Below are 23,105 nucleotides of genomic sequence, written 5' to 3'. Positions count from 1 at the left end.
ATCAATCGGTCATTTGATCTGCTTTGCAGTCCGCGACGTGAAAGGGCTTGGCAACCATGAGCCTTGGGCTAAGTGAATCCCGAAACGGCGAAGACGGCTTCGCGTTTCTGGGGAATGGCGGCGAGATGGGTGCGCTCATCCGAGACCGCGACTGGGCTTTAACCCCTCTCGGCCCCGTCAGTGAATGGCCAGGCTGTCTGAAGACTGCCACGTCTCTTTTGCTGCAATCGCCTGTGCCCATCGTCATGTTGTGGGGAGAGCAGGGGGTGATGATCTATAATGATGCCTATTCGGTTTTTGCCGGTAAGCGGCATCCGCACCTTCTAGGCTCGAATGTGCGCGAAGGCTGGGCGGAGGTCGCCGACTTCAACGACAATGTCATGAAAGTCGGGCTTGCCGGCGGAACGCTTGCCTATCGCGATCAGGAGCTGACACTGCATCGCAAGGGCTATCCGGAGCAGGTCTGGATGGACCTCGACTATTCGCCGGTGCTTGATGAAAGCGGAAAGCCTGCAGGTGTGATTGCGATCGTCGTGGAAACCACCGAACGTGTTCTTGCGGACCGGCGCAACGCGGCCGAGCATGAGCGGCTTCAGCAATTGTTCGAGCAGGCGCCGTCCTTCATGGCCATGCTGCAAGGGTCGCAGCATCGTTTCGAGCTCGTCAACCCGGAATATCGCAAACTGATCGGCGAGCGCGATGTTCTGGGAAAGCCGGTCGGCGAGGCGCTCCCGGAGATCACCAGCCAAGGTTTCGTCGAACTGCTGGACAAGGTTTTCGAGACCGGCCAGGCTGTCAACCGCACCGCCGAAAAGGTACTCTTGCAAAAGCCGGGCGAAGGTGTCGAGGAACGATATCTCGATTTCGTTTATCAGCCGATCAAGAATGATGATGGCGATGTGACTCATATCTTCGTCCAGGGATCGGACGTGACGCTGCGTGTACGGGCGGAAAATCACCAGAGGCTTCTGGTGAACGAACTGAACCACCGTGTGAAAAACACCCTCGCATCCGTGCAATCGATTGCCACGCAAACGCTACGCGGCGCAAACTCCGTGGAGGAGGCAAGCGGTGCCATCAGTGCGCGTATTCTGGCGTTGTCAGCTGCACACAATATCCTGACCAATGAGAATTGGGATGGCGCCGACCTTGCGGTGATCGTGACGTCTTCGCTGGAAGCCTTCGATGGCCTTGACGGGAACCGCTTCCGGATCCGCGGCCCTCACGTCCGATTGGGTCCCCGCGCGGCGCTGTCGATGTCGCTTGCTCTGCACGAACTGGCAACCAATGCCGTCAAGTACGGCGCGCTTTCCAATGAGGCGGGGTTTGTGACAATCGACTGGTCGGTGATCAGGAAGGCAGATAGCAGCGCCTTCACGCTGAGGTGGTGCGAGACTGGTGGACCGCCCATGCCAGCGTCGGACCGCAAGGGCTTTGGGTCACGGCTGATCTTGCGGGTGCTGCCGATGGAACTTGGGGGTACTGCCCAGGTCAACTACGGCCCCGATGGGCTGATCTTCACGCTGGAAACGACGATGCAAGCCATCGAGGAAAGTGTTCCCGGTGATTGAACAGGCTAAAAAACGCGTTCTTCTCGTGGAGGATGAAGCCCTTGTTGCAATGCTTGTGGAAGATTATCTGACTGATCTCGGTTTTGACGTCGTTGGCCCCGCGATGCGGTTGGAGCCGGGACTACTATTGGCCCAGACGGCGGATATCGACTTTGCCGTCCTCGACATCAATCTCGCCGGAAAGCAATCCTTTCCCATTGCCGAAATTCTGCGCCAGCGCGGGATTTTGTTCCTCTTCGCCAGTGGCTATGGGACTGCGGGGCTGGCGGAGGGCTTCGAGCAGGTCCGGGTGCTGCAAAAGCCTTTCGATCGCAACGATCTGGAAAAGGCGATGCAGCAAGTGGTGCCGTAAGGTTTCTCAGATTTATGATCCTGCTGATCGTGGCGACTGGGCCGATCCGCCCTAGAGAAGAATGGAGCCCGTCATGACCGGGGCGCATTGCCCCGCTATCCGGACGCTCTCAATTTGCCCCTTCGATTTTACAGCAGTGACGCCGATCACGCTTCTGCGGCCCATCTTGACGCCTTGTTCGATGGTGATCTCAACGGTGGCCTCCATGTCCGGCAGCAGCGAGGTCAATAACGCACCAAGCGCACCCGAGGCGCTGCCGGTCGCCGGGTCTTCGATGACATTGTCGAGAGGGGCAAACATGCGGGCGCGCAGGGCCCACGGATTTTCCGGCTGTCGGGTGTAGAGAAACAGGGCAAACTGATCGTCTTCCGGCGAATACTGCCGCCCGGCTTCGGCAAAGGCTGCGGTGTTGGGGCAGGCGTTGCCAAGCGCGTCGAGATCAGCCAGTTCGGCGACCGCGAAAGGCAGGCCGACGGAGGCAATGACGGGGGCGTGAGTGGTAAGCGATATCGACTGGGCACCGATCGAGGCGCAGCGGGCGATGGTTTCGCTATCGACCTGCGGCCCAAGCGACAGCGGCTGCGGTGCGAAAATGCCCGCGCCAATCACGTGTCCCTCAACATCGCGCGTCAATGCCGCCTCGACAATTCCGGCTTTCTCCTCGAACCGGAGCACATCGCCGGCTGGTCTGCCGAATATTCCGTCCTGTCGGCCAAGAACGAAGGCCGTGCCGACATTGGGATGACCGGCAAACGGAATTTCCATGGTCGGCGTGAAGATCCTCACATGCGCCGTATTGGCGGGGTCTTCTGGCGGCAGCACAAAGGTGACTTCAGAATAGCGAAATTCGGCGGCGATGTTCTGCATCTGCGCGTCCGTGAGGCCGCGTGCGTCGGGAATGACGGCTTGCTGGTTGCCGGAAAACCGTTCGCTGGTGAAGACATCGACGGTGACATAGGCAACGCTGTTCATGATGATTTTTCCCTTCGCTACGTGGAGCCGTATGTCAGGGATAACGTGCGCCGGAGATCATGCGAACAAGGTTCTTGTCACCCTGACAATCGAAAGCATGTCGTGGGTTCTTTGTCATAGAAAAAGCCCGGCCGCTTGCGCGAACCGGGCTTCTCCCCCTCCGTAACCGTGGTGTTACGCGGCTTTTTCGAGCTCTTTCTTCCAGCCGCCCTTGGCAGCAAGGCTGCACATCTCGGCGCGATGGCTGAAGGCGCGCTGGCCGGCGGCGACGTTTTCCGGCTTGCCAGCCCAGGCGTTGAGTGCCTCGGTCTGAAGCGCCCGGCCGTAGGAGAAGGTCATGCCCCAGGGCAGGTCGTAGCCGGCGTTCATGGCAGAGAGATGCGCGGTCGCTTCCTCGGTGGACTGGCCACCCGACAGGAAGGCGATGCCCGGCACCGCCGATGGAACGGTGCGCTTCAGCACCTTGACGGTGCGCTCGGCGACTTCGGCGACGGAGGCTTTGCGTGCCTTCTTGCCATCGATGACCATGCTTGGCTTGAGGATCATGCCTTCGAGGCTGACGCGGGCATCGGTCAGTTCTTCAAACACGATGCGCAGCGTTTCTTCGGTGACGTCTTCCGAGCGCTCGATCGAATGCGTTCCTGGCGCGCCATCCATCAGCACTTCCGGCTCGACGATCGGCACGATGCCGGCTTCCTGGCAAAGTGCAGCGTAGCGGGCAAGAGCCTGCGCGTTGGCCTTGATGGCGCCGAAGCTCGGCAATGTGTCGGAAACGGAGATCACGCCGCGCCATTTGGCGAAACGGGCGCCGGCGTCGTAATAGGTCTTCAGGCGGGCGGCGAGGCCATCGAGGCCTTCGGTGATCGTCTCGCCCGGAAACTTTGCCATCGGCTTGGCGCCGGTATCGACCTTGATACCGGGAACGGCGCCTGCGGCACGGATAACGTCAACGAGTGGCGTGCCATCGGCTGCCTTCTGGAAGAGTGTTTCTTCATAGAGGATAACACCGGAAATGTAGGCTTTCATTGCGTCATCGGCGCGAAACAGCATTTCGCGGTAATCGCGGCGCGATGTTTCCGTCGACGTCAGGCTGATCGTCTCGAAGCGCTTGCCGATCGTTGCGGTGGATTCGTCGGCTGCCAGCAAGCCTTTGCCGGTGGCGACCATAGCCGCTGCAATGTCTTCCAGTCTTTCGCTCATATGCGTTCTCCTGTTGTTGCGATGGCTCGCCGATAACAGAAGAATACGGCAACGAAAATGGAAGTTAAATTGGTTTAAACGATTGAAATTATTTTAATCGATTGAAATATTGGGATTATTTTTGCGATGCATCAAAAATTCGGTGCGGCGCAACGAAAAGCCCCGGCGCAAGGCCGGGGCTGAAGGTCGTGATTCACGCTCGTTTGAGCGCCTGTGTTTATTTCTGCTGGTGCAGGATATCGACGCCGGGAAGCGGCTTGCCTTCCATCCATTCGAGGAACGCGCCGCCAGCGGTCGAGACGTAAGTCAGGTCCTCGGCAACGCCGGCGTGGTTCATCGCCGAAACCGTATCGCCGCCACCGGCAACGGAGACGAGTGCACCGCTTTTGGTGCGGGCGGCGGCATGCTTGGCAACCGCGACGGTGGCCTTGTCGAACGGGGCGATCTCAAATGCGCCGAGCGGGCCGTTCCAGACGAGTGTTTCGGCTTTGCTCACCCAATCGTTGACGGCGGCGATCGACTTCGGGCCGACATCGAGAACCATGGCATCGGCCGGGATCGCTTCGATATCGACGACTTCATTGTCGGCGCCAGCCTTGAACTCGCGGGCAACGACGCCGTCAACCGGCAGAACGATGGCGCAACCGGCTGTGGCTGCCTCGATCATGATCTGCTTGGCCGTGTCGGCAAGGTCGTGCTCGCAGAGCGACTTGCCGACATTGGTGCCGCGGGCCGCAATGAAGGTGTTGGCCATGCCGCCGCCGATGACGAGGGCGTCGACCTTCTTCACGAGGTTCATCAGCAGGTCGATCTTGGTCGAAACCTTCGCGCCGCCGACGATGGCGACGACCGGGCGCTTCGGATTGCCGAGGCCCTTTTCCAGCGCCTCAAGCTCAGCCTGCATGGTGCGGCCGGCATAGGCCGGCAGCAGGCGCGCAAGGCCTTCAGTCGAGGCATGGGCACGGTGCGCGGCGGAGAAGGCGTCATTGACATAGATGTCGCCATTGGCAGCCAGCGCCTTGGTAAATTCGGCGTCGTTCTTTTCCTCACCCTTGTGGAAGCGGGTGTTTTCAAGGAGCAGCACGTCGCCATCATTCATCCCGGCAATCGCTGCTGCGGCCTTGTCGCCAATGCAATCGGCGGCAAAATGGACGCGTTGGTCAAGGATGTCTTCAACCGCAGGCGCGATCAGCGACAGCGACATGTCAGCGAATGGTTCGCCCTTCGGGCGGCCGAAATGCGCAAGCAGGATGACCTTCGCGCCTTTTTCGGAGAGTTCGCGGATGGTCGGCACCACGCGTTCGATGCGGGTCGCATCCGTCACCTGGCCATCCTTGACCGGCACGTTGAGATCGACGCGCACAAGCACGCGCTTGCCAGCGATGTCGGTGAGGTCGTCGAGGGTCTTGAAAGTCATGGATAGTCTCCGGTCAAAGTCTCATGAAAAGGGTGGGATAGTCTGCCACCAGTCCGTCATCATCAAGTTCAAGCACTTGCTCGAAGCCGTTGGTATTCTGGAAGCGGAAATGTCGTGAGTCGAGCTTGGTATAAAACTGGTCATCGCGGCGCACGGTCATCTCGTCGCCGTTAATCCAGGCCATCGCAAAACGCTGAGATTCTCCTTCAACCCAGCGATTGCGCCACACGGGCAGAGAGTTGGTGAAGGGCGTCGGCCAGATATCGACATCGATGCAACCGGCAAGGTCCGGGCAAGGGGCTGCATTTTCATCGGTCCAGTTGCCGGAGCCGTCGGCAAAAAGTGCAAGTGTCTTTCCATCTGTTCGTTCGACAGCAGCGCTTCGCAATACGAGTGTCTCGTCAAGTTCGATCCTATAGAGGAGACCGTAGGTTGGTGCGACAATAGCGCCACGGATGCGTCGACCCGCTCCGTTGGTGATTATTTCGCAATGCTCCACCGTCTCGACCTCTAAGCCTCGCCAGCGGACGCTTCGGTTCAACTCCATTTCGCGCGGCTCCCGGCCAGATAACAACGTTACCGAAGGCGGCACTCTGCGTCTTGATTTTCAGATCGGCTCCAAAGCACCGTACCGCCTGAAGCTGCTGAAGTTCCGGCAAGACCTGGATGACAGAGCGGAACGGTGCCTTCCGGCAAAAGAAAGGCGGCGCCTAGGCGCCGCCGAAACATAGCTTTAGATCAGCTTTGCCATCGCAACGGCCGTGTCGGCCATGCGGTTGGAGAAGCCCCATTCATTGTCGTACCAGGACAGGATACGGACGAACTTGCCTTCCAGAACCTTGGTCTGGTCGTTGGCGAAGATCGACGAATGGCTGTCATGGTTGAAGTCGCGCGATACCAGCGGCTCGTCGGTGTAGCCAAGGATACCCTTGAGAGCGCCATTGGCAGCGGCCTTGATGGCACCGTTGATTTCGGCAACCGTCGTGTCGCGCTTGGCGACAAACTTGAAGTCGACGACCGAAACGTTCGGGGTCGGAACACGGATCGAGGTGCCGTCGAGCTTGCCCTTGAGGTGCGGCAGGACGAGACCAACGGCCTTGGCGGCGCCGGTCGAGGTCGGGATCATCGACAGGGCTGCAGCGCGGGCGCGGTACAGGTCCTTGTGCATCGTGTCGAGCGTCGGCTGATCGCCGGTGTAAGCGTGGATCGTTGTCATGAAGCCATGATCGATGCCGACGGCGTCGTCCAGGGTCTTGACGACCGGAACCAGGCAGTTGGTGGTGCAGGAGGCGTTGGAAATGACCAGGTGTTCCTTGGTCAGTTCGTTGTGGTTGACGCCGAAGACGACGGTCAGGTCAGCACCATCGGCAGGAGCCGAAACGATAACGCGCTTAGCGCCAGCCTGAAGGTGCAGGGCAGCCTTGTCGCGCGAGGTGAAGATGCCGGTGCATTCCAGAGCGATATCGACGCCCATGGCAGCGTGCGGCAGGGTTGCCGGGTCCTTGATCGCAGTGACCTTGATCGGCTTGCCGCCGGCAACCGAGATGGTGTCGCCTTCGACCTTAACCTCAGCCGGGAACCGGCCGTGGACGGAATCGTAGCGCAGCAGATGTGCATTGGTCTCGACAGGGCCGAGATCGTTGATCGCAACGACTTCAATATCGGTGCGGCCGGATTCGACGATGGCGCGAAGGACGTTGCGGCCGATGCGGCCAAAGCCGTTGATGGCAACTTTTACAGTCATTTCAGGTCTCTCCCTGTCTTAAGATCTCGATGTGGAAACCGGAGCGCGCTCAGACGCGCTCCGAAGAGGAAAATCAGGCAAGCTTCTTTTCGGCAGCCGCGACGATTGCGTCGGAGGTGATGCCGAAATGCTTGAAGAGGTCCTTGGCCGGAGCAGATGCACCGAACGAGTGCATGCCGACGAAATCGCCATCGTTGCCGATGAAGTAGTCCCAGCCCTGACGGACTGCGGCTTCTGCGGCGATCTTGACCGGAGCATTGCCGATGACGGCCTTGCGGTAGTCGGCCGGCTGTTCCTGGAACAGTTCGAAGCAGGGAACGGAGACGACGCGGGTCGCAATGCCCTTGCCGTTCAGTTCGGCTGCGGCCTTGACGGCCAGTTCGACTTCCGAGCCGGATGCGAAGATCGAGACCTTGGCATTATCAGCGGCGATCAGCTCGTAGGCACCCTTGGCGCAGAGGTTTTCGGCCGAATAGGTCAGACGCGACGGTGCCAAATTTTGGCGTGTCAGCGCCAGGCCCGACGGGCGATGCTGTTCCTTCAGCGCCTGCTGCCAGCATTCGGCGGTTTCCACCGCATCGGCCGGACGGAACATCAACAGGTTCGGGATCGCGCGCAACGCTGCCATGTGCTCGACCGGCTCATGGGTCGGGCCATCTTCGCCGACGCCGATCGAATCGTGCGTCAGAACGTGGATGACGCGGATGCCCATCAGGGCGGCGAGGCGGATCGACGGACGGCAGTAGTCCGAGAAGATCATGAAGCCACCGGAATAGGGAATCAGGCCGCCGTGCAGCGTGATGCCGTTCATGGCAGCGGCCATGCCGTGCTCGCGGATGCCCCAGTGCATATAGCGGCCGGAGAAATCGGTCGGGGTGATTGACTTCATCTGGCTGGTCTTGGTGTTGTTGGACGGCGTCAGGTCAGCCGAACCGCCGAGCATTTCCGGCACGATGCCGTTGATGACTTCGAGCGCATCCTCGGATGCCTTGCGGGTGGCAATCGCCGGTGGAGCGTCGGCCAGCTTCTTCTTGTAGGTGTCGATGGCGGCATCGAGATTGCCCGGAAGCGCGCCGGCAAAGCGGCGGGTAAATTCGGACTTCTTGGCTGCTTCGGTCGATGCCAGGCGGCCTTCCCAGGCCTTGTGGGCGTCTGCCGAGCGGCCACCGGCCGTGCGCCAGGCGTCGAGAACGTCGGCCGGAACGGTGAAGGCTTCAGCTTCCCAGTTCAGTGCCTTGCGGGTCGCTGCAATTTCCTCGGCGCCGAGCGGTGAACCGTGGACCTTGTGGGTACCCTGCTTGTTCGGTGCGCCGAAGCCGATGACCGTCTTGCAGGCGATGAAGGTCGGGCGGTCCGACTTCTGAGCTGCTTCGATGGCTGCTGCGATCTGTTCGGGATCATGGCCGTCGACGCGGATCGTGTTCCAGTGAACGGCCTGGAAACGGGCGATCTGGTCGGTCGAGTCCGACAAGGAGACGGCGCCGTCGATGGTGATGTTGTTATCGTCCCAGAACAGCACCAGCTTGTTGAGTTTGAGGTGACCGGCAAGCGCGATGGCTTCGTGGCTGATGCCTTCCATCAGGCAGCCGTCGCCGCACAGCACATAGGTGAAGTGGTTCTGCAGGTCGCTGCCGAACTCTTCTTCGAGCTTGCGTTCGGCAATCGCCATGCCGACGGCATTGGCAATGCCCTGGCCGAGCGGACCGGTGGTCGTTTCAATACCGGAAGCATGACCGTATTCCGGATGACCGGCGGTCTTGGAGCCAAGCTGGCGGAACTGCTTGAGGTCCTCCATCGTCATGTCTTCGTAGCCCGTCAGATAGAGCAGCGAATAGATGAGCATGGAGCCATGGCCGGCCGACAGCACGAAACGATCGCGGTCAGCCCAAAGCGGCGCCTTCGGATCGAATTTCAGGTAACGGGAGAATAGCACCGTTGCCACGTCGGCAGCACCCATGGGCAGGCCGGGATGGCCGGAATTGGCCTTTTCGACGGCATCCATGGAGAGGAATCGGATTGCATTTGCCATCCGGTCGTGTTTTTCGCGAGAGATCATTGTCTGTTCCGCTTGAGTTCGGTGGACAGGGGACGGTCTCTATCCTCCAAAGACCGTATGAGAAGCGGCTGACACATAGCACCTGCTTCGACGGAGTCAACAAATACGGGCCTTTTGGCAGGGCTGAAGGACGCTTTTTGAGCGTCTTTCCCGCTTATTCTCTGCAAACGGACCGGTCGATACTAATCGATTTAAAATTCGTGATCCACAGGTTACGCAGCCGCTGCAAGCGGTTGACGTTGTGAACACTTGCCGAATGGGTTTATTAGTGTGATTGGCTTGAAATACAGGCTCCGGGCGGCGATTCGACGCGGTCTGGCGCGTATCAGGAAAGCGTGATGGCGGCAGGAAAGACAGTCAAGGCGGCGATCGATGAGTTGCAAAGCGCATTAAGCAGCCTCGAGAATGCCATTGATGGACGCTTCGACCGGGAGCGGGACCGTGGTGAGATTGAAGGCGAAGTGCGGCGTGTCAACACCGACCGGTCGCGGCTCGCCCAGGAACTCGACCAATCGCAATTCCGGGCAAACCGCCTTGAGGAAGTCAACCGCGAAGTCTCGCGCCGTCTGGTGACGGCCATGGAAACGATAAGGGCAGTGCTGGACCGCTAAGGCGTGGTCAGCCTGCGGGTCAGGTGACGTATGGCACAAGTAACGGTGATGATCGACGGCAAGGCCTATCGCATGGCATGCGAGGAGGGCCAGGAAGATCATCTGACCGAACTCGCCACCCGCTTCGACCAGTATGTCAGTCACCTGAAGAGCCAGTTCGGCGAGATCGGCGATCTGCGCCTGACCGTGATGGCCGGGATCATGGTGATGGACGAGCTCAGCGAAGTGGACCGCAAGCTGAAAAATCTGCAGACTGAGGCCGATGGCTTGAAACAGGGCCGGGTCGCCGCCCTGTCCGATCAGCAGAAAAGCGAGGAAGTGCTCGCGTCGACCCTGTCTGAGGTGACGTCACAGATTCATGAGCTTGCGGCCAAGCTCAGCGGCAAGGCTGCACCTGCTTCTCACTGAATTTTGACAAGTTGGAAGGGTGCCACTGGCGCAAGCCATCAATGCACTCTATATTCCAGTTGCGGTCTGCGCTTCCCGACAGGACACCACAATCCCTGGGGCCATACTCGATCCAAAGGGAGCTGTCCCTGACCTGGCCCGTGGGCTAGGTCACATGGCGCCCACCTACGTTTGTAGGCACCCAGGATCGTAAACAGTTCATCGGTTGTGTGGATCGCACTTTTTCCTTTTATTTTCAATGATTTGTAGCGTAACTTTTTGGCACCTATTTCGCACCGGTGTCAAAGGTGATCGGTCGAATTGCGTGATAGGAATATAGTCTCGATCTTCACCCGAGCGGCCATTTTCATCGTTTATAGCGCACGTGCTCGCGGGCCTCGCCGGATCGGGCTTGCATGACAAGCCTGGCACCTTCGATGGAAGCGAAATCAGGAGAGGTAGGTAGGCGAAAAGCGAGTGCTTTCGAGTGAGGACATACGAAGGCCGATACTCGAGATCCGATTGAAGCAAAGGCGGCAAGCAAACAAAGCCTGGTCTTGTGTATCGTTGCTTATTCTTGACTGGAAAAGTCTCGTTATGGTGAGCAAGTGCTTCTAGCAAGATCAGATTTCTGCAAACACAAGGCACGTCTCAATGAAAAAATGTCACTAGATGCGACGGACTCGGGTCGCATATTGCCAATTTTCTCCAAAAATTCGAAAATGTTCGCGGATCGTTCGCAGATTGTTTTCAGTCATATTAGGCATTAGTTTATCATTACCCAAGCGACATTCTGGAGTTGTTTGAAGCGCATAATGGTTGCGATTTGGGCTGCTTGAAGATTTATCTCTTTTGTGGCGTTGCCATCAGATATGACAATTAAGTTATTAATTGCTAATATAACGATCTGTTTTCAACATCTGAATTCAATGGATGTCATTCAATGATAATCGACGTCAATCATCCGAAGCTGATCAAGACAAATTTGATGGTGCTGTCCAAGGAACCGCTACGCGGGCTGCTGACACTGGAGACGGAGCAAGGCCAGTCATGCATTGAGATTGATGAAGACAGCGCCAACGGTCTTCTTGACGAGGTCTTGGCCCTCTTCGGGGTGCCGCGGCCACCATCCGCGGGCCAAACGGCCACCGCGGGGCTTTGATCGTGGAAACCTGCGCGATTGTCCCGGCAATTTCGGGTGTGTACCATTGCAGGCAGGCTCGGGCAGTCCTTGCCCAGCCGGCAGCTTCAAAAGCAGCTAAAAGATCACCTTAGCTCAGTGCTGTCGGTGCCGATCGCGCTTTTCCTCTTTCTGAAACACTTATCCCTGCGCCCCTGGCCTAAACGCTTCCCGGATGGCGTCGGACATGGTTTCGACGATGCGTTTGTTGCCCCGGGGCCGGGTCTTCATCACCACGTTGGAAAAGTCGATGACGTCGTAGCCGTCGGTATTGGTCAGTTCCCGGCATCCGACGGGGATGCTTGAGCGGGTCAGCGGCGCGATGGCGAGGCCTGAGGTGACGGCGGCAATCAGACCGCTGCTGGTACGGCTGACATAGGCGACACGGCTTTCCAGGCCGCGTTTGGTCAGGCTGCGCAGGGCCAGTTCATCGCACCATCCGTTTTTCAAGTAGGTATAGGTGGCGATCGGCAGCGGATAGCGTTGGTGGGCGCAATGCTGGTCGGAGGTTACCCACACCGTCGGGTCGACCATCAGGACCTCGTTGCGCGTCGGGCCGCCCGGCTCGAAGACAACGGCGATGTCGATCTCGCCGGCATCGAGCGCTGCCAGATTGGACATCGAGACGCCTTGCTGCACGGTGACCTCGACGCCGGGATGAACGGCGGCAAACGCGCCGAGTGCCTTTGGCAGGGTCGAGTTGATGTATTCCTCCGAGATGCCGATCTTGACGGAGCCATCCAGCGCGGGCAGGCGGATAGAGGCTGCGGTATCATCCAGCAGGGTGACGATGCGGCGGGCATTGTCCAGCAGCCGTATGCCCTGGCCTGTCATGTTGACGCCACGCGACCCACGCTCGAACAGGGTCTCGCCGAGAATATCCTCGAGCTTCTTGATCTGCATGCTGACGGCAGATTGCGTGCGGCCGACCGTCTCGCCAGCCTTGGTAAAATTGCCGCTGTCCGCCACGGCAACGAAGGTTCGCAGCAGATCGCTTTCGAGGAGAGGAAACATTGTTTCAGCCATCATCTTTTCTAATGATAGCCATTTTTGCAATTCGTTGGATTGATGTCAACGGACGTCCGATACTGCCGGTGACATGCCGGAGTTTCCAGATGAAGCACGATTACAGAACGCGACGGTGGCCGGCCAGGCTCAGGGGAGGGGTTTGCCGCATGCTGGCACAATGGCGGCAGCAGCGCCTAGCGCGGCTGGCATTCGCAGAGATATCACGGCGCAAGAGTGCGCATCTGCTTGAGGATATCGGCATGAACGAAGCGGATACCTCTCCCGGCCCGATTGATGACGCCGCGCGGCACCGCTTCTGGATGTTATGAAATCAAATCCATCCGCGCTGCTCGAAACACCGCTTCCGCGACATTGCCCGCCTGCAGCTTCTCCATCGCAGAGGTGAAGGCCTGCTCGATTCTTTCATGAGAGATATCTGTTTCGCGGGTGATGTCTTCCCGGGTGCGCCCACGTGCGGCCAATGACAGGCAGCGCAATTCCAAAGGGTCGAGTTCCTGCAGCATCTTGTCCTTCATGGACATATCCGGCTCCGTCTAAAAGCTGAACAGTTCCCCGCATCGCCGGAAGCGGGCACCGAACTGTTTTTCTGATGTTGATTGCGGCCCTCTCTTGCACGGTGAAAAGACAACGTGAAAGTGGAACCCGTTTGCATGATGAACAGACCTCTAAAACCGTGCCAGTTTGGGAAAGGTGCGCGGTTGTGTGGCAAAAAATGGTCGATGTGGTGGTTGCGCGGTTTCCTTTGCCCGGTTTGATGCAATAGACATGAACACTGGCAGACGGGAGAAGCATGCCCATGACACCAAGGGAACTGAAAGCTGCGCTGCGTCTGGAACGTCTGGCACTGCGCGATTCGATGACGCCGGAGGCCCGCATCGAAGCAGGTTTACGGATGCTCGACCACGCCGGTGATGTGATCGATTTTGATCCAGGGCAGGTGATCTCCGGCTTCTGGCCGATCCGCTCTGAGGTCGATGTCCGGCCGTTGATGGCGCGGCTGCGCGAGCGTGGCGCCCGGCTTTGCCTGCCTGCCATTCTCGACAAGCAGACGATCGTTTTTCGTGAACTCGTCCCCGGCGCTCCGATCGTGGAGACCGGATTTGGCACGGCTGGCCCGGCCGGGGACGCGCCGGTTCTCGATCCGGATATCATGCTTGTGCCCTTGGCTGCCTTCGACCGGACGGGCCACCGGATCGGTTATGGGGCTGGATATTACGACCGTGCCATCGAACGTTTGCGCCTGAAAGGCCATATGCCTAGGCTGATCGGGATTGCATTTGACTGCCAGGAAGTGGCATCAGTGCCGGCGGAGCCGCATGACGTGGCGCTGGATGCCTTGCTGACCGAAAGCGGGTTCCGGATTTTCGGGCTAGGAATAAGCAAATATGAGACTTTTGTTTCTGGGTGACATGGTTGGCAAGACTGGCCGGACGGCGGTCTGGGAAAAGCTTCCCGGCCTGATCAGCGACCTGAAACTCGATTTCGTCATCGTCAATGGCGAGAATGCCGCCGGCGGCTTCGGCATCACCGAAGATATTTTTCTTGAGACCATCAATGCCGGCGCCGATGTCGTCACCACCGGCAACCATGTCTGGGATCAGAAGGAAGCAGTCTCCTTCTGCCAGCGTCACGACCAGTTCCTGCGGCCCGCCAATTATCCAGCCGGTACCCCCGGGCGCGGCTCCAACCTCTATTTCGCCCGCAACGGTGCCCGCGTCCTCGTTGCCAACGTGATGGGGCGCGTCTTCATGCACCCGGAACTCGACGATCCCTTCAAGGCGGCGGAAAGTATTCTCGCGGCCTGCCCGCTGAAGGAGCAGGCAGACGCGATCATCTTTGATTTCCATGCGGAGGCGACCAGCGAGAAGCAGTGTTTTGGTCATTTCGTCGATGGCCGCGCCAGCTTTGTCGTCGGAACGCATACCCATGTACCGACCGCTGACGCGCAGATTCTGAATGGCGGCACCGCCTATATGTCGGATGCAGGCATGTGCGGCGATTACGACTCGTCGCTTGGCATGGAAAAGGAAGAGCCCCTCAACCGTTTCATCTCCAAGATGCCGAAGGGCCGCTTCGAGGCTGCCTCCGGCCCTGCAACCCTCTGCGGCGTCGGCGTTGAAATTTCCGATCGCACGGGATTGGCGGAAAACATTGCGCCGCTCAGGATCGGACCGCGGTTGGCGGAAGCGATCCCGGCGTTCTGGGGGTAGGATCTCCATTTCATAATTTCACGCCATTAAAAGTGATACAAAAATTATGAAAATCGTCTATGATGAAATCAAGCGAAGGCTCAATTTAGAGAAGCATGGGCTTGATTTTTTGGCGCTCGACATGGAATTTTTCGGCAGCGCACTCATTGTCGAGACCAAGTTGAACCGGCTGAAGGCCATCGGCCTTTTCAACGATGGAAAGATATCTGTCGTATTTTTCAGGCTAGGTAGCGAAGGCATATCTATCATCTCAATGCGGGCTGCAAGCCGAATGGAAAGGAAGCTTTATGACCAGTGCTAAGAGTTTCAAGTCCCATACTGCTCCGCTTACTGATGAAGAAGAGGCCCGAATTCAGGCCGGTATTGCGGCTGATCCTGACAATCCAGAATGGACGGAAGAAGACTTCAAGCGGGCGCGTCCCTTCGCGGAGGTTTTCCCCGAACTTGCGGAAAGCATCCGCCGCTCGCGCGGACGGCCGGTCGTTGAAGTGCGCAAGCAGCAGGTTTCATTGCGGCTGGATCCGGATGTGATTGCCAAGTTCAAGGCGACCGGCAAGGGCTGGCAGGCGCGCGTCAACGAGATTTTGAAGCAGGCAAAACTCTGATCCTAACGATTCCGCGATGACGTAATCGTGAGCGGTGGCCCGGCAATCCGGGCTGGACCTGGCGTCCTGCCTGCCTATCCTCTGCACCCATGCCAACCTTGGTTTCGTGAGGCGCATGATGCCGCGATTGATCCTGCTTGCATTTGCCGCCATCGTTCTCCTGCATGCCCTGTGGCCGATGCCCGCCCATGCGCAGAGCGCCCGCCCGCCTGTGAGCCAATGCCAGGCGATCGCGCAGTCTGTTCCCGACGTCACTTTCGCAAGTTTTAAACCGTCGCTTGCCCTTAACGTTCAGGCGACTGCTGACGAAGCGGTTGTTATCACCTATGTCGGCCATTCGACATTTCTGATCGAAACGCCCGGCGGCGTTTCGATCGCCACGGATTATAGCGGCTGGTATGTACCACCGAAGGTCCCGGACGTCGTTACGATGAACAAGGCGCATTCCAGTCACTACACGCTGACGCCGGACCCGGCGATCAAGCATGTGCTGCATGGATGGGGCGATAGTGGAGAGCCAGCCGATCACGATGTCGTGGTCGGCGACGCCTATATTCGCAATGTCACGACGGATATCCGCGCCGGCGGCGCGACGATGGAGCCGGACGGCAATTCGATCTTCATCTTCGAGGTCGCGGGTCTCTGCATTGGCCATCTCGGGCATCTGCATCATGAACTCGACGATACCGACTATGCCGGGATCGGCCGTCTCGATGTTCTGATGGTACCGGTCGATGGCGGCTTGACGATGGGCGCGGAAAGCATGAGCCGGGTGGTGACGCGGCTGCGCTCGTCGCTGATCCTGCCGATGCACCGGCGCGGCCCGCCGGTCACCAGTTTCCTACAGATGTTCGGCGATGAATTCGACAAAAGCTTTGCCGCGCAACCGAGCGTGACGGTATCGATGCGTTCCTTGCCAAAGAAGCCGCTGATTTATATCCTTCAGGGCGTCTGACCTGGGAACCATGGAATGAAGTTTTTCGCTGCCTGCCTTCTTGCCGTTCTTTCCATGACACATCAGGTTCTGGCCGATGGCGCGCCACCGCCGCGGTTGCCGAGCGCGGAAGGCGACAGGACGCCCGTGACGGTGCCGGAGATGAAAACGCCCGGGCAGCAGCAAGAATTCGTTCTACCCTCCGGTAATATTGGCTGCATCTACACGCCTGAAGGCGGGACAGAGGTCTATCAACCTGCGGACGGCGGGCCCGAACTCTCCTGCGACCGTGTCGAGCCAAGCTATGTCCGGGCGACATTGTCCCGCAAGGGCGGGGCCAGGCTCGCCAAGGATGTTGGTGATCCCAGTTGCTGTTCGGCAGGCCCGGTGCTCGACTATGGCCAGACGTGGACTGCTGGCCCGTTCTCCTGCCTTTCGACCCGCACGGGCCTCGCCTGCGAGCGCAACGATGGTCATTCGTTCTTTCTTAGCCGCAAGCGCCTTGCTGCCAACTGAAAAAAAGCCGGCCCTTCTGGACGCAAAGCGTCAATGAAACTATAAGGCGCCCAATTCCAAACATGATTAGCATGAGAAGAGGGCGCCATGGCTGGCCATTCACAGTTTAAAAACATCATGCACCGCAAGGGCCGTCAGGATGCCGTGCGGTCGAAAATGTTCTCCAAGCTCGCACGCGAAATTACCGTTGCGGTCAAGGGCGGTCTGCCTGACCCGACGATGAATGCGCGCCTGCGCCTGGCGATCCAGAACGCCAAGGCACAGTCGATGCCGAAGGACAATATCGAGCGCGCCATCAAGAAGGGCTCCGGTACCGACGGCGAAAATTACGAAGAAGTCCGTTACGAAGGCTATGGTCCAGGCGGCGTTGCCGTCATCGTCGAGGCACTGACCGATAACCGCAACCGCACAGCCTCCAATGTCCGCTCGACCTTTACAAAGGCCGGCGGTGCACTTGGCGAAACCGGTTCGGTGTCGTTCTCGTTCGACCGCGTCGGTGAAATTTCCTACAAGCTTTCGGCTGGCGATGCCGACACGGTGATGGAAGCTGCGATCGAAGCCGGTGCCGATGACGTCACCACCGACGAGGACGGTCATTTCATCATCTGCGGTTTCGAAGCCATCGGCGACGTTTCCAAGGCGCTTGAAGCGACGCTTGGCGAAGCCGATACCGTCAAGGCGATCTGGAAGCCCCAGAACACGGTGCCGGTCGATGAAGAGCGTGCACAATCGCTGATGAAGCTGATCGATACGCTCGAAGACGACGACGACGTGCAGAACGTCTACACCAACTTCGAAGTTTCCGACGAAGTCATGGCCAAGCTTTCGGCCTGATTTCTGCCGGTTCACGTCACCGCCTGTCGGGATTGGCAAGTCAGTTCCGGCAGCCGGGCATTAGGCTCCTTCCTTTCAGAGAGGATATGGCCCATGCAGACTGTGACCAAACTTGCGACGCCCGTTCCCGCCGCCGGCGATCCGGCAACACTGGATGGTTGGGTTGTCGCCGCCGGAAATCCTTCGATGAAAACCTGGGCGCTGCATACGTCTTCGGATGGCTCGATGGTTTCAGGTTATTGGGAAGCGACACCCGGCACCTATCATGCAACCTACTCTGCCTATGAATTCGTGCACATGATTGCCGGCAAGATCATCATCACGCCAGATGGTGGTACGCCGGTCACGGTCGTTGCTGGTGATGCCTTCGTCGTTGAGGCCGATTTCAAAGGCACCTGGGAAATCCTCGAAACGGTGCGCAAGCACTTCGATTTCAAGGTTTAAGCCTGATTTGAGAGTGTGATGGTACCCCGGAGTTTCTCCGGGGTATTTTTATGCGGCTTTTGCCAGTTGCTGCTGCGCATCTGCAAACAGCCGCACCGATTTTAACCGTGCGTCCATGTCGAAGATCGGCATGGAAACAATCACCTCATCGGCCTCTGTCTGGCCGATGAATTGGTCGAGCTTCGTTCTGATCGTCTCCGGTCCGCCGACGACCGCATAGGTCATGGCATGATCGACGAAAATCTTTTCATTGTCGCTCCACAAACCATCCATCGAATCCACCGGCGGCGGAAACTGGCCACGCGCATTGCGGCGCAGCGCCACGAAAGATTGCTGCATCGAGGTGAAGAGATGGTTGGCTTCGGCGTCGGTATCGGCAGCGACGCCCATGATGCCGACCATGGCATAGGGCTGGTCGAGATATTGTGAAGGCTCGAAACGCTCGCGATAGATTTCCAGGGCTGACAGGAGCATGTCCGGCGCGAAATGTGACGCGAAGGCGAAGGGCAGGCCGAGCATTCCGGCCAGATGGGCGCTAAAATGGCTGGAGCCCAGCAGCCAGAGCGGCACGTTGCTATCGGCGCCGGGCACGGCAATGAGATCCTGGCCGTCCTTGATCGGCCCGAGCAAAGCCTGCAGTTCGACGACGTCATTGGGGAAATTGTTGGCGCTGGCTTCCATGTTGCGGCGAAGTGCAGATGCGGTGCGCATGTCGGTTCCCGGCGCGCGGCCGAGGCCAAGATCGATGCGGCCGGGATAGAGCGCGGCCAGCGTTCCGAACTGCTCGGCAATCACCAGCGGCGAATGGTTGGGCAGCATGATGCCGCCGGAGCCGACGCGGATCGTCTTGGTGCCGGCTGCCACATGCGAAATGACGATCGATGTTGCAGCACTTGCGATGCCCTTCATGCCGTGATGTTCGGCCAGCCAGAAACGCTTGTAGCCGGATGCTTCCGCTTCCTGTGCCAACCTGCGCGAGTTGTGCAAGGCTTGCGAAGCATCTGACCCTTGCGTGATTGGCGAAAGGTCAAGGATCGAAAAGGGCACCATGGGAAAAGCCTTCGATGAATGGAACTGATAGAAGCGTATGTAAGATCGAATTTCGTAAATCCAACCCTAAGGAGGAAATGTGATAGGGGTGGAACGGCCGAATTGTTGCGGATGTTTTTGTTTTGTTCACATTTTGCTGGCAGCGTCCGGGGATGAGTATTAAGCTTCCCACCATGCAAAACACGATTCGCATCATCGGTATCGATCCAGGCCTCCGGCGCACCGGTTGGGGCGTTATCGATACGCTCGGCAACTCGCTGCGTTTCGTCGCCTCCGGCACTGTCACGTCCGACGGCGATATGGATTTGGCTTCGCGGCTTTGCCAGTTGCACGATGGTTTGGCCGATGTCATTCACGTTCACAAGCCGGATGAGGCGGCCGTCGAGCAGACTTTCGTGAACAAGGATGCGGTGGCGACCCTCAAGCTTGGCCAAGCCCGCGGCATTGCCATGCTTGTGCCAGCACGGGCGGGATTGCAGGTCGCTGAATATGCGCCGAATGCGGTGAAGAAATCCGTCATCGGCGTTGGTCACGGTGAGAAGCAGCAAATCCACATGATGCTGAAAATCCTGATGCCCAAGGCCGAATTCAAGGGCAATGACGCGGCTGATGCCTTGGCGATCGCTATTTGCCACGCCCACAATCGCGGTGGCGCCCGCATGCGCATGGCGGCACTCGCAGGCTGATTTGTTCTTGACTTGTTCCTGGTTCGCATCTAAGTAATACCTTGGAGGTATTACCATGCGTGTGACGGAAAAAGGTCAGGTGACCATCCCGAAGGAAATCAGAGACCGTCTCGGCATTGTGCCGGGGTCAGAGGTGGATTTCGTTGCGTCCAGCAAGGGCGCATTGCTGGTGCGGGTGGATGCTGCAGCAGACGAGCCGGCGATCCGCGACTTCGATGACTGGGCCGCCAGCGTGAAGGGGACGTTCGATACCGGAGGCAAGAGCACGGACGAGTTCATGGTCTGGCTGAGAGGTGAACGTGACGATCTCGACCCTCGTTGATACCAATATCTTCATTGATGTTCTCGGGCCTGAAACGCCCATTCGCCCATGGTCGCTTAAAGCTTTGCGGCAATGCGTCAGCGACGGAACTCTGGTCCTCAGCCCGATTGTTTGGTCCGAACTTGCGGCGTCGCCCATTTCAGAAGGAGAGCTGCTTGCTGCCTTGAGCTGGCTCGATCCCAAACGTGAAAATATCCCGTACGAGGCGGCATTCCGAGCGGGCAAGGCGCATCGTGCTTATCGGCTTGCCGGTGGTCAGCGGGAGCGGACATTGCCGGATTTTCTCATCGGCGCCCATGCCGACTGGCGCAGACACCGTCTGTTGACGAGAGACGGGGCCAGATACAGTTCCTACTTCCCTTCCGTCGAATTGATCACGCCGGACACTCACCCATGAAGGATTTTGCGCCATGATCGGCAAGCTGAAGGGAACGATCGACGAAATCGGTGACGACCATGTCGTTGTCGATGTGCATGGTGTCGGCTATGTCGCCCATTGTTCGTCGCGCACGCTGTCGAAGATCGGCTCGCCCGGTGAAGCAATCGTGCTGTTTATCGAAACCTACGTGCGCGAAGACCAATTGCGGCTGTTTGGTTTCCTGTCGGCGCTGGAGCGGGAATGGTTCCGGCTGCTGCAGAGCGTGCAGGGCGTCGGCTCCAAGGTGGCGCTTGCCGTTCTTTCCGTGCTGACGCCCGGCGAACTGGCCAATGCCATTGCGTTGCAGGACAAGACCGCCGTTTCGCGGGCGCCCGGCGTCGGGCCAAAGGTTGCGGTGCGCATCGTCACCGAACTGAAGAACAAGGCGCCCGCCTTTGCCGGCGAAGCCAGCGCCAATATCGGACTGAAGCAGGAACTCGGGGAGGGCGTTGCTTCCGCACCGGTCTCGGATGCGGTCTCGGCGCTCAGCAATCTCGGCTATTCGCGCGATCAGGCAGCCAATGCGGTGGCGGCTGCGTTGAAGAATGGTGGCGAGGGGCTGGATAGCGCCAAGTTGATCCGGTTGGGGCTGAAAGAGCTGGCGCGCTAAGTGCGTTGCCCTGGCGTTCGAGGCATGAGATTGAGTGTACATGAGTGAAGAGCAGAGACTGATCACCCCGGAAAAGCGCGGCGAGGATCTCGATACGACGCTGCGGCCGCAGACGCTGGACGAGTTTACCGGTCAGGCGGAAGCGCGTGCCAATCTGAAAATTTTCATCGAGGCGGCAAAGAACCGCGGCGAGGCGCTGGACCATGTTCTGTTCGTCGGTCCGCCCGGCCTTGGCAAGACGACGCTCGCGCAGATCATGGCCAAGGAACTCGGCGTCAATTTCCGCTCGACATCCGGTCCCGTGATCGCCAAGGCCGGTGATCTTGCCGCCCTTCTGACCAATCTCGAAGACCGGGACGTGCTGTTCATTGACGAAATCCACCGGCTGAACCCAGCCGTCGAGGAAATCCTCTATCCGGCGATGGAGGATTTTCAGCTCGATCTGATCATCGGCGAGGGTCCGGCGGCGCGCTCGGTGAAGATCGACCTGTCGAAATTCACGCTGGTGGCGGCGACGACGCGGCTCGGGCTTTTGACCACGCCGCTGCGCGACCGGTTTGGTATTCCGGTGCGCTTGAGTTTCTATACGGTCGAGGAGTTGGAACTGATCGTCAGGCGTGGAGCTAGGCTGATGGGTCTCGGTATTACGGATGACGGTGCCCGAGAAATCGCCCGCCGGGCGCGCGGCACGCCGCGCATCGCGGGCCGGCTTCTGCGCCGGGTGCGTGATTTTGCCGAAGTCGCCAAGGCTGAGGCTGTGACCAAGCAGATCGCCGACGAGGCGCTGACACGGTTGCTGGTTGACAATATGGGCCTCGATCAACTCGACAAACGTTATCTGACCATGATTGCGCTGAATTTTGGTGGCGGTCCGGTTGGCATTGAAACCATTGCGGCAGGGCTGTCTGAACCTCGCGATGCGATCGAGGACATTATCGAGCCCTACATGATTCAGCAGGGATTCATCCAGCGTACACCGCGCGGGCGTATTTTGACCGCAAACGCATGGAAACACCTTGGATTGCAGGTGCCGAAGGATCTGGAAGCCACCCAGTTCCGCCTGTTTCAGGAGGATGATTGATTGATTTCCCGGCGCGGCTTTTTAAGGACGGTTGGAAGCCTGATGCTGACGGGCATCGCGACCGGCGCCTATGCCGTCGGTATCGAGCCGGTCCGGCAGCCGCGCGTACAGCGCTATCGCCTCGTTCCGGACAAATGGCCCGCCGGTTTGAAGCTGAAACTTGTTGTCCTCGCCGACATTCATGCCTGTGATCCCTGGATGTCACCGAAGCGGATCGGCGAGATCTGCAGGCAGGCCAATGTGTTGGGCGGTGACATGATCCTGCTTTTGGGGGATTTTCTATCCGGCATGCGGATAAGGACAGGGCATGTGGCGCCGGAAGACTGGGTGCGTGAGCTTGCCGCCCTGTCCGCGCCACTTGGCGTTCATGCCGTCATGGGTAACCATGACTGGCTCGATGATCCTGGTGCGATGCTGGCCGGGAAGGGGCCGACGCTGGTCCACACGGCGCTGTCATCGATCAATGTTCCCGTCTATGACAACCATGCCACCCGTTTCGAGAAGGATGGCGAAGGCTTCTGGCTGGCCGGGCTGGCCGATCAGATCGGTCCCTGGCCGGGTCTCGATGACCTGCCAGCCACCCTGGCGCAGATCGCCGATGATGCGCCCGTTATCCTGATGGCGCATGAGCCGGATGTATTCCCGCAAGTGCCAGACCGGGTGTCCCTGACGCTATCCGGGCATACGCATGGCGGCCAGATCCGCCTGTTTGGATATGCGCCCTTCGTTCCCTCGCGCTTTAGCAATCGTTACGTCTACGGCCATATTGTCGAGAATGATCGCAATCTGATCGTTTCCGGTGGCTTGGGTTGCTCGATCCTGCCCATCCGTTTCGGTTCGCCGCCGGAAATCGTCGTTGTCGAACTTGGATAGACC

General features: G+C 58.8%; 29 protein-coding genes and 1 other RNA gene. 21 read left to right on the top strand and 9 right to left on the bottom strand.

Going from position 1 to position 23,105, the window contains the following annotated elements; translation table 11 throughout:
• Positions 1–56: 56 nt before the first annotated feature.
• On the top strand, positions 57–1,571 hold the full coding sequence (locus tag ASD36_RS22840; protein ID WP_082512305.1) for an HWE histidine kinase domain-containing protein: 1,515 nt from the start codon (positions 57–59) through the stop codon (positions 1,569–1,571).
• Positions 1,564–1,923: a response regulator gene (locus ASD36_RS22835; RefSeq protein WP_082512304.1), complete on the top strand. Its 360-nt coding sequence runs from the start codon at positions 1,564–1,566 to the stop codon at positions 1,921–1,923. The genes ASD36_RS22840 and ASD36_RS22835 overlap by 8 nt, the downstream gene beginning before the upstream one ends.
• 51 nt (positions 1,924–1,974) lie before the next feature.
• Here the strand turns inward: ASD36_RS22835 and ASD36_RS22830 are convergent, their stop codons facing one another.
• The 6 genes from ASD36_RS22830 to tkt all read right to left on the bottom strand — a co-directional run bounded on the left by ASD36_RS22830 (position 1,975) and on the right by tkt (position 9,312).
• Positions 1,975–2,895 (bottom strand): PhzF family phenazine biosynthesis protein, encoded by a 921-nt coding sequence (locus tag ASD36_RS22830; RefSeq protein ID WP_060506492.1) that lies wholly within the window; start codon positions 2,893–2,895, stop codon positions 1,975–1,977.
• A 174-nt stretch (positions 2,896–3,069) separates the two neighbouring features.
• Complete coding sequence (locus ASD36_RS22825; RefSeq protein WP_060506491.1) at positions 3,070–4,095, bottom strand: class I fructose-bisphosphate aldolase; 1,026 nt, start codon at positions 4,093–4,095, stop codon at positions 3,070–3,072.
• Positions 4,096–4,312: 217 nt separating this feature from the next.
• Entirely contained in the window at positions 4,313–5,512 is a 1,200-nt protein-coding gene (locus ASD36_RS22820) for a phosphoglycerate kinase (protein WP_060511845.1), read from the bottom strand.
• A gap of 13 nt (positions 5,513–5,525) precedes the next feature.
• The gene (locus tag ASD36_RS22815) at positions 5,526–6,059 is read right to left on the bottom strand and encodes a putative glycolipid-binding domain-containing protein (RefSeq protein WP_060506489.1); all 534 of its coding nucleotides are present in this window, start codon (positions 6,057–6,059) and stop codon (positions 5,526–5,528) included.
• A 186-nt stretch (positions 6,060–6,245) separates the two neighbouring features.
• Positions 6,246–7,256, bottom strand: coding sequence for a type I glyceraldehyde-3-phosphate dehydrogenase (gap, locus tag ASD36_RS22810; protein WP_037099929.1), 1,011 nt, complete (start codon positions 7,254–7,256; stop codon positions 6,246–6,248).
• Positions 7,257–7,329: 73 nt separating this feature from the next.
• Complete coding sequence (gene tkt / locus ASD36_RS22805) at positions 7,330–9,312, bottom strand: transketolase (RefSeq protein WP_037099926.1); 1,983 nt, start codon at positions 9,310–9,312, stop codon at positions 7,330–7,332.
• A 338-nt stretch (positions 9,313–9,650) separates the two neighbouring features.
• Between tkt and ASD36_RS22800 the strand changes: the two genes are divergently transcribed.
• The 4 genes from ASD36_RS22800 (at position 9,651) to ASD36_RS22785 (ending at position 11,472) form a co-directional block, all read left to right on the top strand.
• Positions 9,651–9,923 (top strand): DUF4164 domain-containing protein, encoded by a 273-nt coding sequence (locus ASD36_RS22800; RefSeq protein WP_037099924.1) that lies wholly within the window; start codon positions 9,651–9,653, stop codon positions 9,921–9,923.
• A 30-nt stretch (positions 9,924–9,953) separates the two neighbouring features.
• Entirely contained in the window at positions 9,954–10,331 is a 378-nt protein-coding gene (locus tag ASD36_RS22795; protein ID WP_037099923.1) for a cell division protein ZapA, read from the top strand.
• Positions 10,332–10,391: 60 nt separating this feature from the next.
• Positions 10,392–10,551: non-coding RNA, 6S RNA (ssrS, locus tag ASD36_RS22790), on the top strand.
• A gap of 702 nt (positions 10,552–11,253) precedes the next feature.
• Entirely contained in the window at positions 11,254–11,472 is a 219-nt protein-coding gene (locus tag ASD36_RS22785; RefSeq protein ID WP_037099921.1) for a hypothetical protein, read from the top strand.
• Positions 11,473–11,631: 159 nt separating this feature from the next.
• On the opposite strand, the gene ASD36_RS22780 is transcribed toward ASD36_RS22785, so the two are convergent.
• On the bottom strand, positions 11,632–12,516 hold the full coding sequence (locus tag ASD36_RS22780; protein ID WP_060506601.1) for a LysR family transcriptional regulator: 885 nt from the start codon (positions 12,514–12,516) through the stop codon (positions 11,632–11,634).
• Positions 12,517–12,665: 149 nt separating this feature from the next.
• Here ASD36_RS22780 and ASD36_RS30785 point away from each other — a divergent pair, with 149 nt between their 5' ends.
• Complete coding sequence (locus tag ASD36_RS30785) at positions 12,666–12,827, top strand: hypothetical protein (protein ID WP_156393907.1); 162 nt, start codon at positions 12,666–12,668, stop codon at positions 12,825–12,827.
• On the opposite strand, the gene ASD36_RS22775 is transcribed toward ASD36_RS30785, so the two are convergent.
• Positions 12,822–13,034 (bottom strand): LuxR C-terminal-related transcriptional regulator, encoded by a 213-nt coding sequence (locus ASD36_RS22775; protein WP_060506600.1) that lies wholly within the window; start codon positions 13,032–13,034, stop codon positions 12,822–12,824. The genes ASD36_RS30785 and ASD36_RS22775 overlap by 6 nt on opposite strands.
• Positions 13,035–13,315: 281 nt before the next feature.
• Between ASD36_RS22775 and ASD36_RS22770 the strand changes: the two genes are divergently transcribed.
• The 8 genes from ASD36_RS22770 to ASD36_RS22735 all read left to right on the top strand — a co-directional run bounded on the left by ASD36_RS22770 (position 13,316) and on the right by ASD36_RS22735 (position 18,062).
• On the top strand, positions 13,316–13,927 hold the full coding sequence (locus tag ASD36_RS22770) for a 5-formyltetrahydrofolate cyclo-ligase (protein ID WP_060506488.1): 612 nt from the start codon (positions 13,316–13,318) through the stop codon (positions 13,925–13,927).
• Complete coding sequence (locus ASD36_RS22765; RefSeq protein ID WP_060506487.1) at positions 13,905–14,729, top strand: TIGR00282 family metallophosphoesterase; 825 nt, start codon at positions 13,905–13,907, stop codon at positions 14,727–14,729. Before ASD36_RS22770 ends, ASD36_RS22765 begins: the two co-directional genes overlap by 23 nt.
• 46 nt (positions 14,730–14,775) lie before the next feature.
• Positions 14,776–15,030: a BrnT family toxin gene (locus tag ASD36_RS22760; RefSeq protein ID WP_060506486.1), complete on the top strand. Its 255-nt coding sequence runs from the start codon at positions 14,776–14,778 to the stop codon at positions 15,028–15,030.
• The gene (locus tag ASD36_RS22755) at positions 15,017–15,334 is read left to right on the top strand and encodes a BrnA antitoxin family protein (protein WP_060506485.1); all 318 of its coding nucleotides are present in this window, start codon (positions 15,017–15,019) and stop codon (positions 15,332–15,334) included. The genes ASD36_RS22760 and ASD36_RS22755 overlap by 14 nt, the downstream gene beginning before the upstream one ends.
• A gap of 115 nt (positions 15,335–15,449) precedes the next feature.
• Positions 15,450–16,289, top strand: a complete 840-nt coding sequence (locus ASD36_RS22750) for an MBL fold metallo-hydrolase (RefSeq protein ID WP_060506484.1) — start codon at positions 15,450–15,452, stop codon at positions 16,287–16,289.
• 15 nt (positions 16,290–16,304) lie between these two features.
• Positions 16,305–16,784, top strand: coding sequence for a hypothetical protein (locus ASD36_RS22745; RefSeq protein ID WP_060506483.1), 480 nt, complete (start codon positions 16,305–16,307; stop codon positions 16,782–16,784).
• Between the two features lie 87 nt (positions 16,785–16,871).
• The gene (locus ASD36_RS22740; RefSeq protein ID WP_060506482.1) at positions 16,872–17,618 is read left to right on the top strand and encodes a YebC/PmpR family DNA-binding transcriptional regulator; all 747 of its coding nucleotides are present in this window, start codon (positions 16,872–16,874) and stop codon (positions 17,616–17,618) included.
• Between the two features lie 93 nt (positions 17,619–17,711).
• Positions 17,712–18,062 (top strand): cupin domain-containing protein, encoded by a 351-nt coding sequence (locus ASD36_RS22735; protein ID WP_060506481.1) that lies wholly within the window; start codon positions 17,712–17,714, stop codon positions 18,060–18,062.
• Between the two features lie 48 nt (positions 18,063–18,110).
• Here ASD36_RS22735 and ASD36_RS22730 read toward each other — a convergent pair whose 3' ends face one another.
• Positions 18,111–19,112, bottom strand: coding sequence for an LLM class flavin-dependent oxidoreductase (locus tag ASD36_RS22730; RefSeq protein ID WP_060506480.1), 1,002 nt, complete (start codon positions 19,110–19,112; stop codon positions 18,111–18,113).
• A gap of 173 nt (positions 19,113–19,285) precedes the next feature.
• Here ASD36_RS22730 and ruvC point away from each other — a divergent pair, with 173 nt between their 5' ends.
• Genes ruvC through ASD36_RS22705 form a run of 6 tightly spaced genes read left to right on the top strand, consistent with a single transcriptional unit; the run spans position 19,286 to position 23,102 of the window.
• Positions 19,286–19,798, top strand: a complete 513-nt coding sequence (ruvC, locus tag ASD36_RS22725; RefSeq protein WP_060506479.1) for a crossover junction endodeoxyribonuclease RuvC — start codon at positions 19,286–19,288, stop codon at positions 19,796–19,798.
• 55 nt (positions 19,799–19,853) lie between these two features.
• Positions 19,854–20,120: an AbrB/MazE/SpoVT family DNA-binding domain-containing protein gene (locus ASD36_RS22720; protein WP_060506478.1), complete on the top strand. Its 267-nt coding sequence runs from the start codon at positions 19,854–19,856 to the stop codon at positions 20,118–20,120.
• Complete coding sequence (locus ASD36_RS30345) at positions 20,098–20,517, top strand: type II toxin-antitoxin system VapC family toxin (RefSeq protein WP_081927832.1); 420 nt, start codon at positions 20,098–20,100, stop codon at positions 20,515–20,517. The genes ASD36_RS22720 and ASD36_RS30345 overlap by 23 nt, the downstream gene beginning before the upstream one ends.
• Positions 20,518–20,530: 13 nt before the next feature.
• Entirely contained in the window at positions 20,531–21,148 is a 618-nt protein-coding gene (gene ruvA, locus ASD36_RS22715; RefSeq protein ID WP_060506477.1) for a Holliday junction branch migration protein RuvA, read from the top strand.
• A 40-nt stretch (positions 21,149–21,188) separates the two neighbouring features.
• The gene (ruvB, locus tag ASD36_RS22710; RefSeq protein WP_060506476.1) at positions 21,189–22,229 is read left to right on the top strand and encodes a Holliday junction branch migration DNA helicase RuvB; all 1,041 of its coding nucleotides are present in this window, start codon (positions 21,189–21,191) and stop codon (positions 22,227–22,229) included.
• Complete coding sequence (locus ASD36_RS22705; RefSeq protein ID WP_060506475.1) at positions 22,230–23,102, top strand: metallophosphoesterase; 873 nt, start codon at positions 22,230–22,232, stop codon at positions 23,100–23,102.
• Positions 23,103–23,105: the final 3 nt, after the last annotated feature.

It is taken from the genome of Rhizobium sp. Root1334 (assembly GCF_001426665.1).
Lineage (GTDB): Bacteria > Pseudomonadota > Alphaproteobacteria > Rhizobiales > Rhizobiaceae > Pararhizobium.
This window is presented reverse-complemented; position numbering and strand designations above follow the sequence as displayed.

Bases quoted from the DNA above. Each gene is read 5' to 3' on its own strand.
- ASD36_RS22840 (WP_082512305.1), top strand. From the start codon at position 57: ATGAGCCTTGGGCTAAGTGAATCCCGAAACGGCGAAGACGGCTTCGCG.
- ASD36_RS22830 (WP_060506492.1), bottom strand. From the start codon at position 2,895: ATGAACAGCGTTGCCTATGTCACCGTCGATGTCTTCACCAGCGAACGG.
- ASD36_RS22825 (WP_060506491.1), bottom strand. From the start codon at position 4,095: ATGAGCGAAAGACTGGAAGACATTGCAGCGGCTATGGTCGCCACCGGC.
- ASD36_RS22820 (WP_060511845.1), bottom strand. From the start codon at position 5,512: ATGACTTTCAAGACCCTCGACGACCTCACCGACATCGCTGGCAAGCGC.
- ASD36_RS22815 (WP_060506489.1), bottom strand. From the start codon at position 6,059: ATGGAGTTGAACCGAAGCGTCCGCTGGCGAGGCTTAGAGGTCGAGACG.
- gap (WP_037099929.1), bottom strand. From the start codon at position 7,256: ATGACTGTAAAAGTTGCCATCAACGGCTTTGGCCGCATCGGCCGCAAC.
- tkt (WP_037099926.1), bottom strand. From the start codon at position 9,312: ATGATCTCTCGCGAAAAACACGACCGGATGGCAAATGCAATCCGATTC.
- ASD36_RS22800 (WP_037099924.1), top strand. From the start codon at position 9,651: ATGGCGGCAGGAAAGACAGTCAAGGCGGCGATCGATGAGTTGCAAAGC.
- ASD36_RS22795 (WP_037099923.1), top strand. From the start codon at position 9,954: ATGGCACAAGTAACGGTGATGATCGACGGCAAGGCCTATCGCATGGCA.
- ASD36_RS22785 (WP_037099921.1), top strand. From the start codon at position 11,254: ATGATAATCGACGTCAATCATCCGAAGCTGATCAAGACAAATTTGATG.
- ASD36_RS22780 (WP_060506601.1), bottom strand. From the start codon at position 12,516: ATGGCTGAAACAATGTTTCCTCTCCTCGAAAGCGATCTGCTGCGAACC.
- ASD36_RS30785 (WP_156393907.1), top strand. From the start codon at position 12,666: ATGCTGGCACAATGGCGGCAGCAGCGCCTAGCGCGGCTGGCATTCGCA.
- ASD36_RS22775 (WP_060506600.1), bottom strand. From the start codon at position 13,034: ATGAAGGACAAGATGCTGCAGGAACTCGACCCTTTGGAATTGCGCTGC.
- ASD36_RS22770 (WP_060506488.1), top strand. From the start codon at position 13,316: ATGACACCAAGGGAACTGAAAGCTGCGCTGCGTCTGGAACGTCTGGCA.
- ASD36_RS22765 (WP_060506487.1), top strand. From the start codon at position 13,905: ATGAGACTTTTGTTTCTGGGTGACATGGTTGGCAAGACTGGCCGGACG.
- ASD36_RS22760 (WP_060506486.1), top strand. From the start codon at position 14,776: ATGAAAATCGTCTATGATGAAATCAAGCGAAGGCTCAATTTAGAGAAG.
- ASD36_RS22755 (WP_060506485.1), top strand. From the start codon at position 15,017: ATGACCAGTGCTAAGAGTTTCAAGTCCCATACTGCTCCGCTTACTGAT.
- ASD36_RS22750 (WP_060506484.1), top strand. From the start codon at position 15,450: ATGATGCCGCGATTGATCCTGCTTGCATTTGCCGCCATCGTTCTCCTG.
- ASD36_RS22745 (WP_060506483.1), top strand. From the start codon at position 16,305: ATGAAGTTTTTCGCTGCCTGCCTTCTTGCCGTTCTTTCCATGACACAT.
- ASD36_RS22740 (WP_060506482.1), top strand. From the start codon at position 16,872: ATGGCTGGCCATTCACAGTTTAAAAACATCATGCACCGCAAGGGCCGT.
- ASD36_RS22735 (WP_060506481.1), top strand. From the start codon at position 17,712: ATGCAGACTGTGACCAAACTTGCGACGCCCGTTCCCGCCGCCGGCGAT.
- ASD36_RS22730 (WP_060506480.1), bottom strand. From the start codon at position 19,112: ATGGTGCCCTTTTCGATCCTTGACCTTTCGCCAATCACGCAAGGGTCA.
- ruvC (WP_060506479.1), top strand. From the start codon at position 19,286: ATGCAAAACACGATTCGCATCATCGGTATCGATCCAGGCCTCCGGCGC.
- ASD36_RS22720 (WP_060506478.1), top strand. From the start codon at position 19,854: ATGCGTGTGACGGAAAAAGGTCAGGTGACCATCCCGAAGGAAATCAGA.
- ruvA (WP_060506477.1), top strand. From the start codon at position 20,531: ATGATCGGCAAGCTGAAGGGAACGATCGACGAAATCGGTGACGACCAT.
- ruvB (WP_060506476.1), top strand. From the start codon at position 21,189: ATGAGTGAAGAGCAGAGACTGATCACCCCGGAAAAGCGCGGCGAGGAT.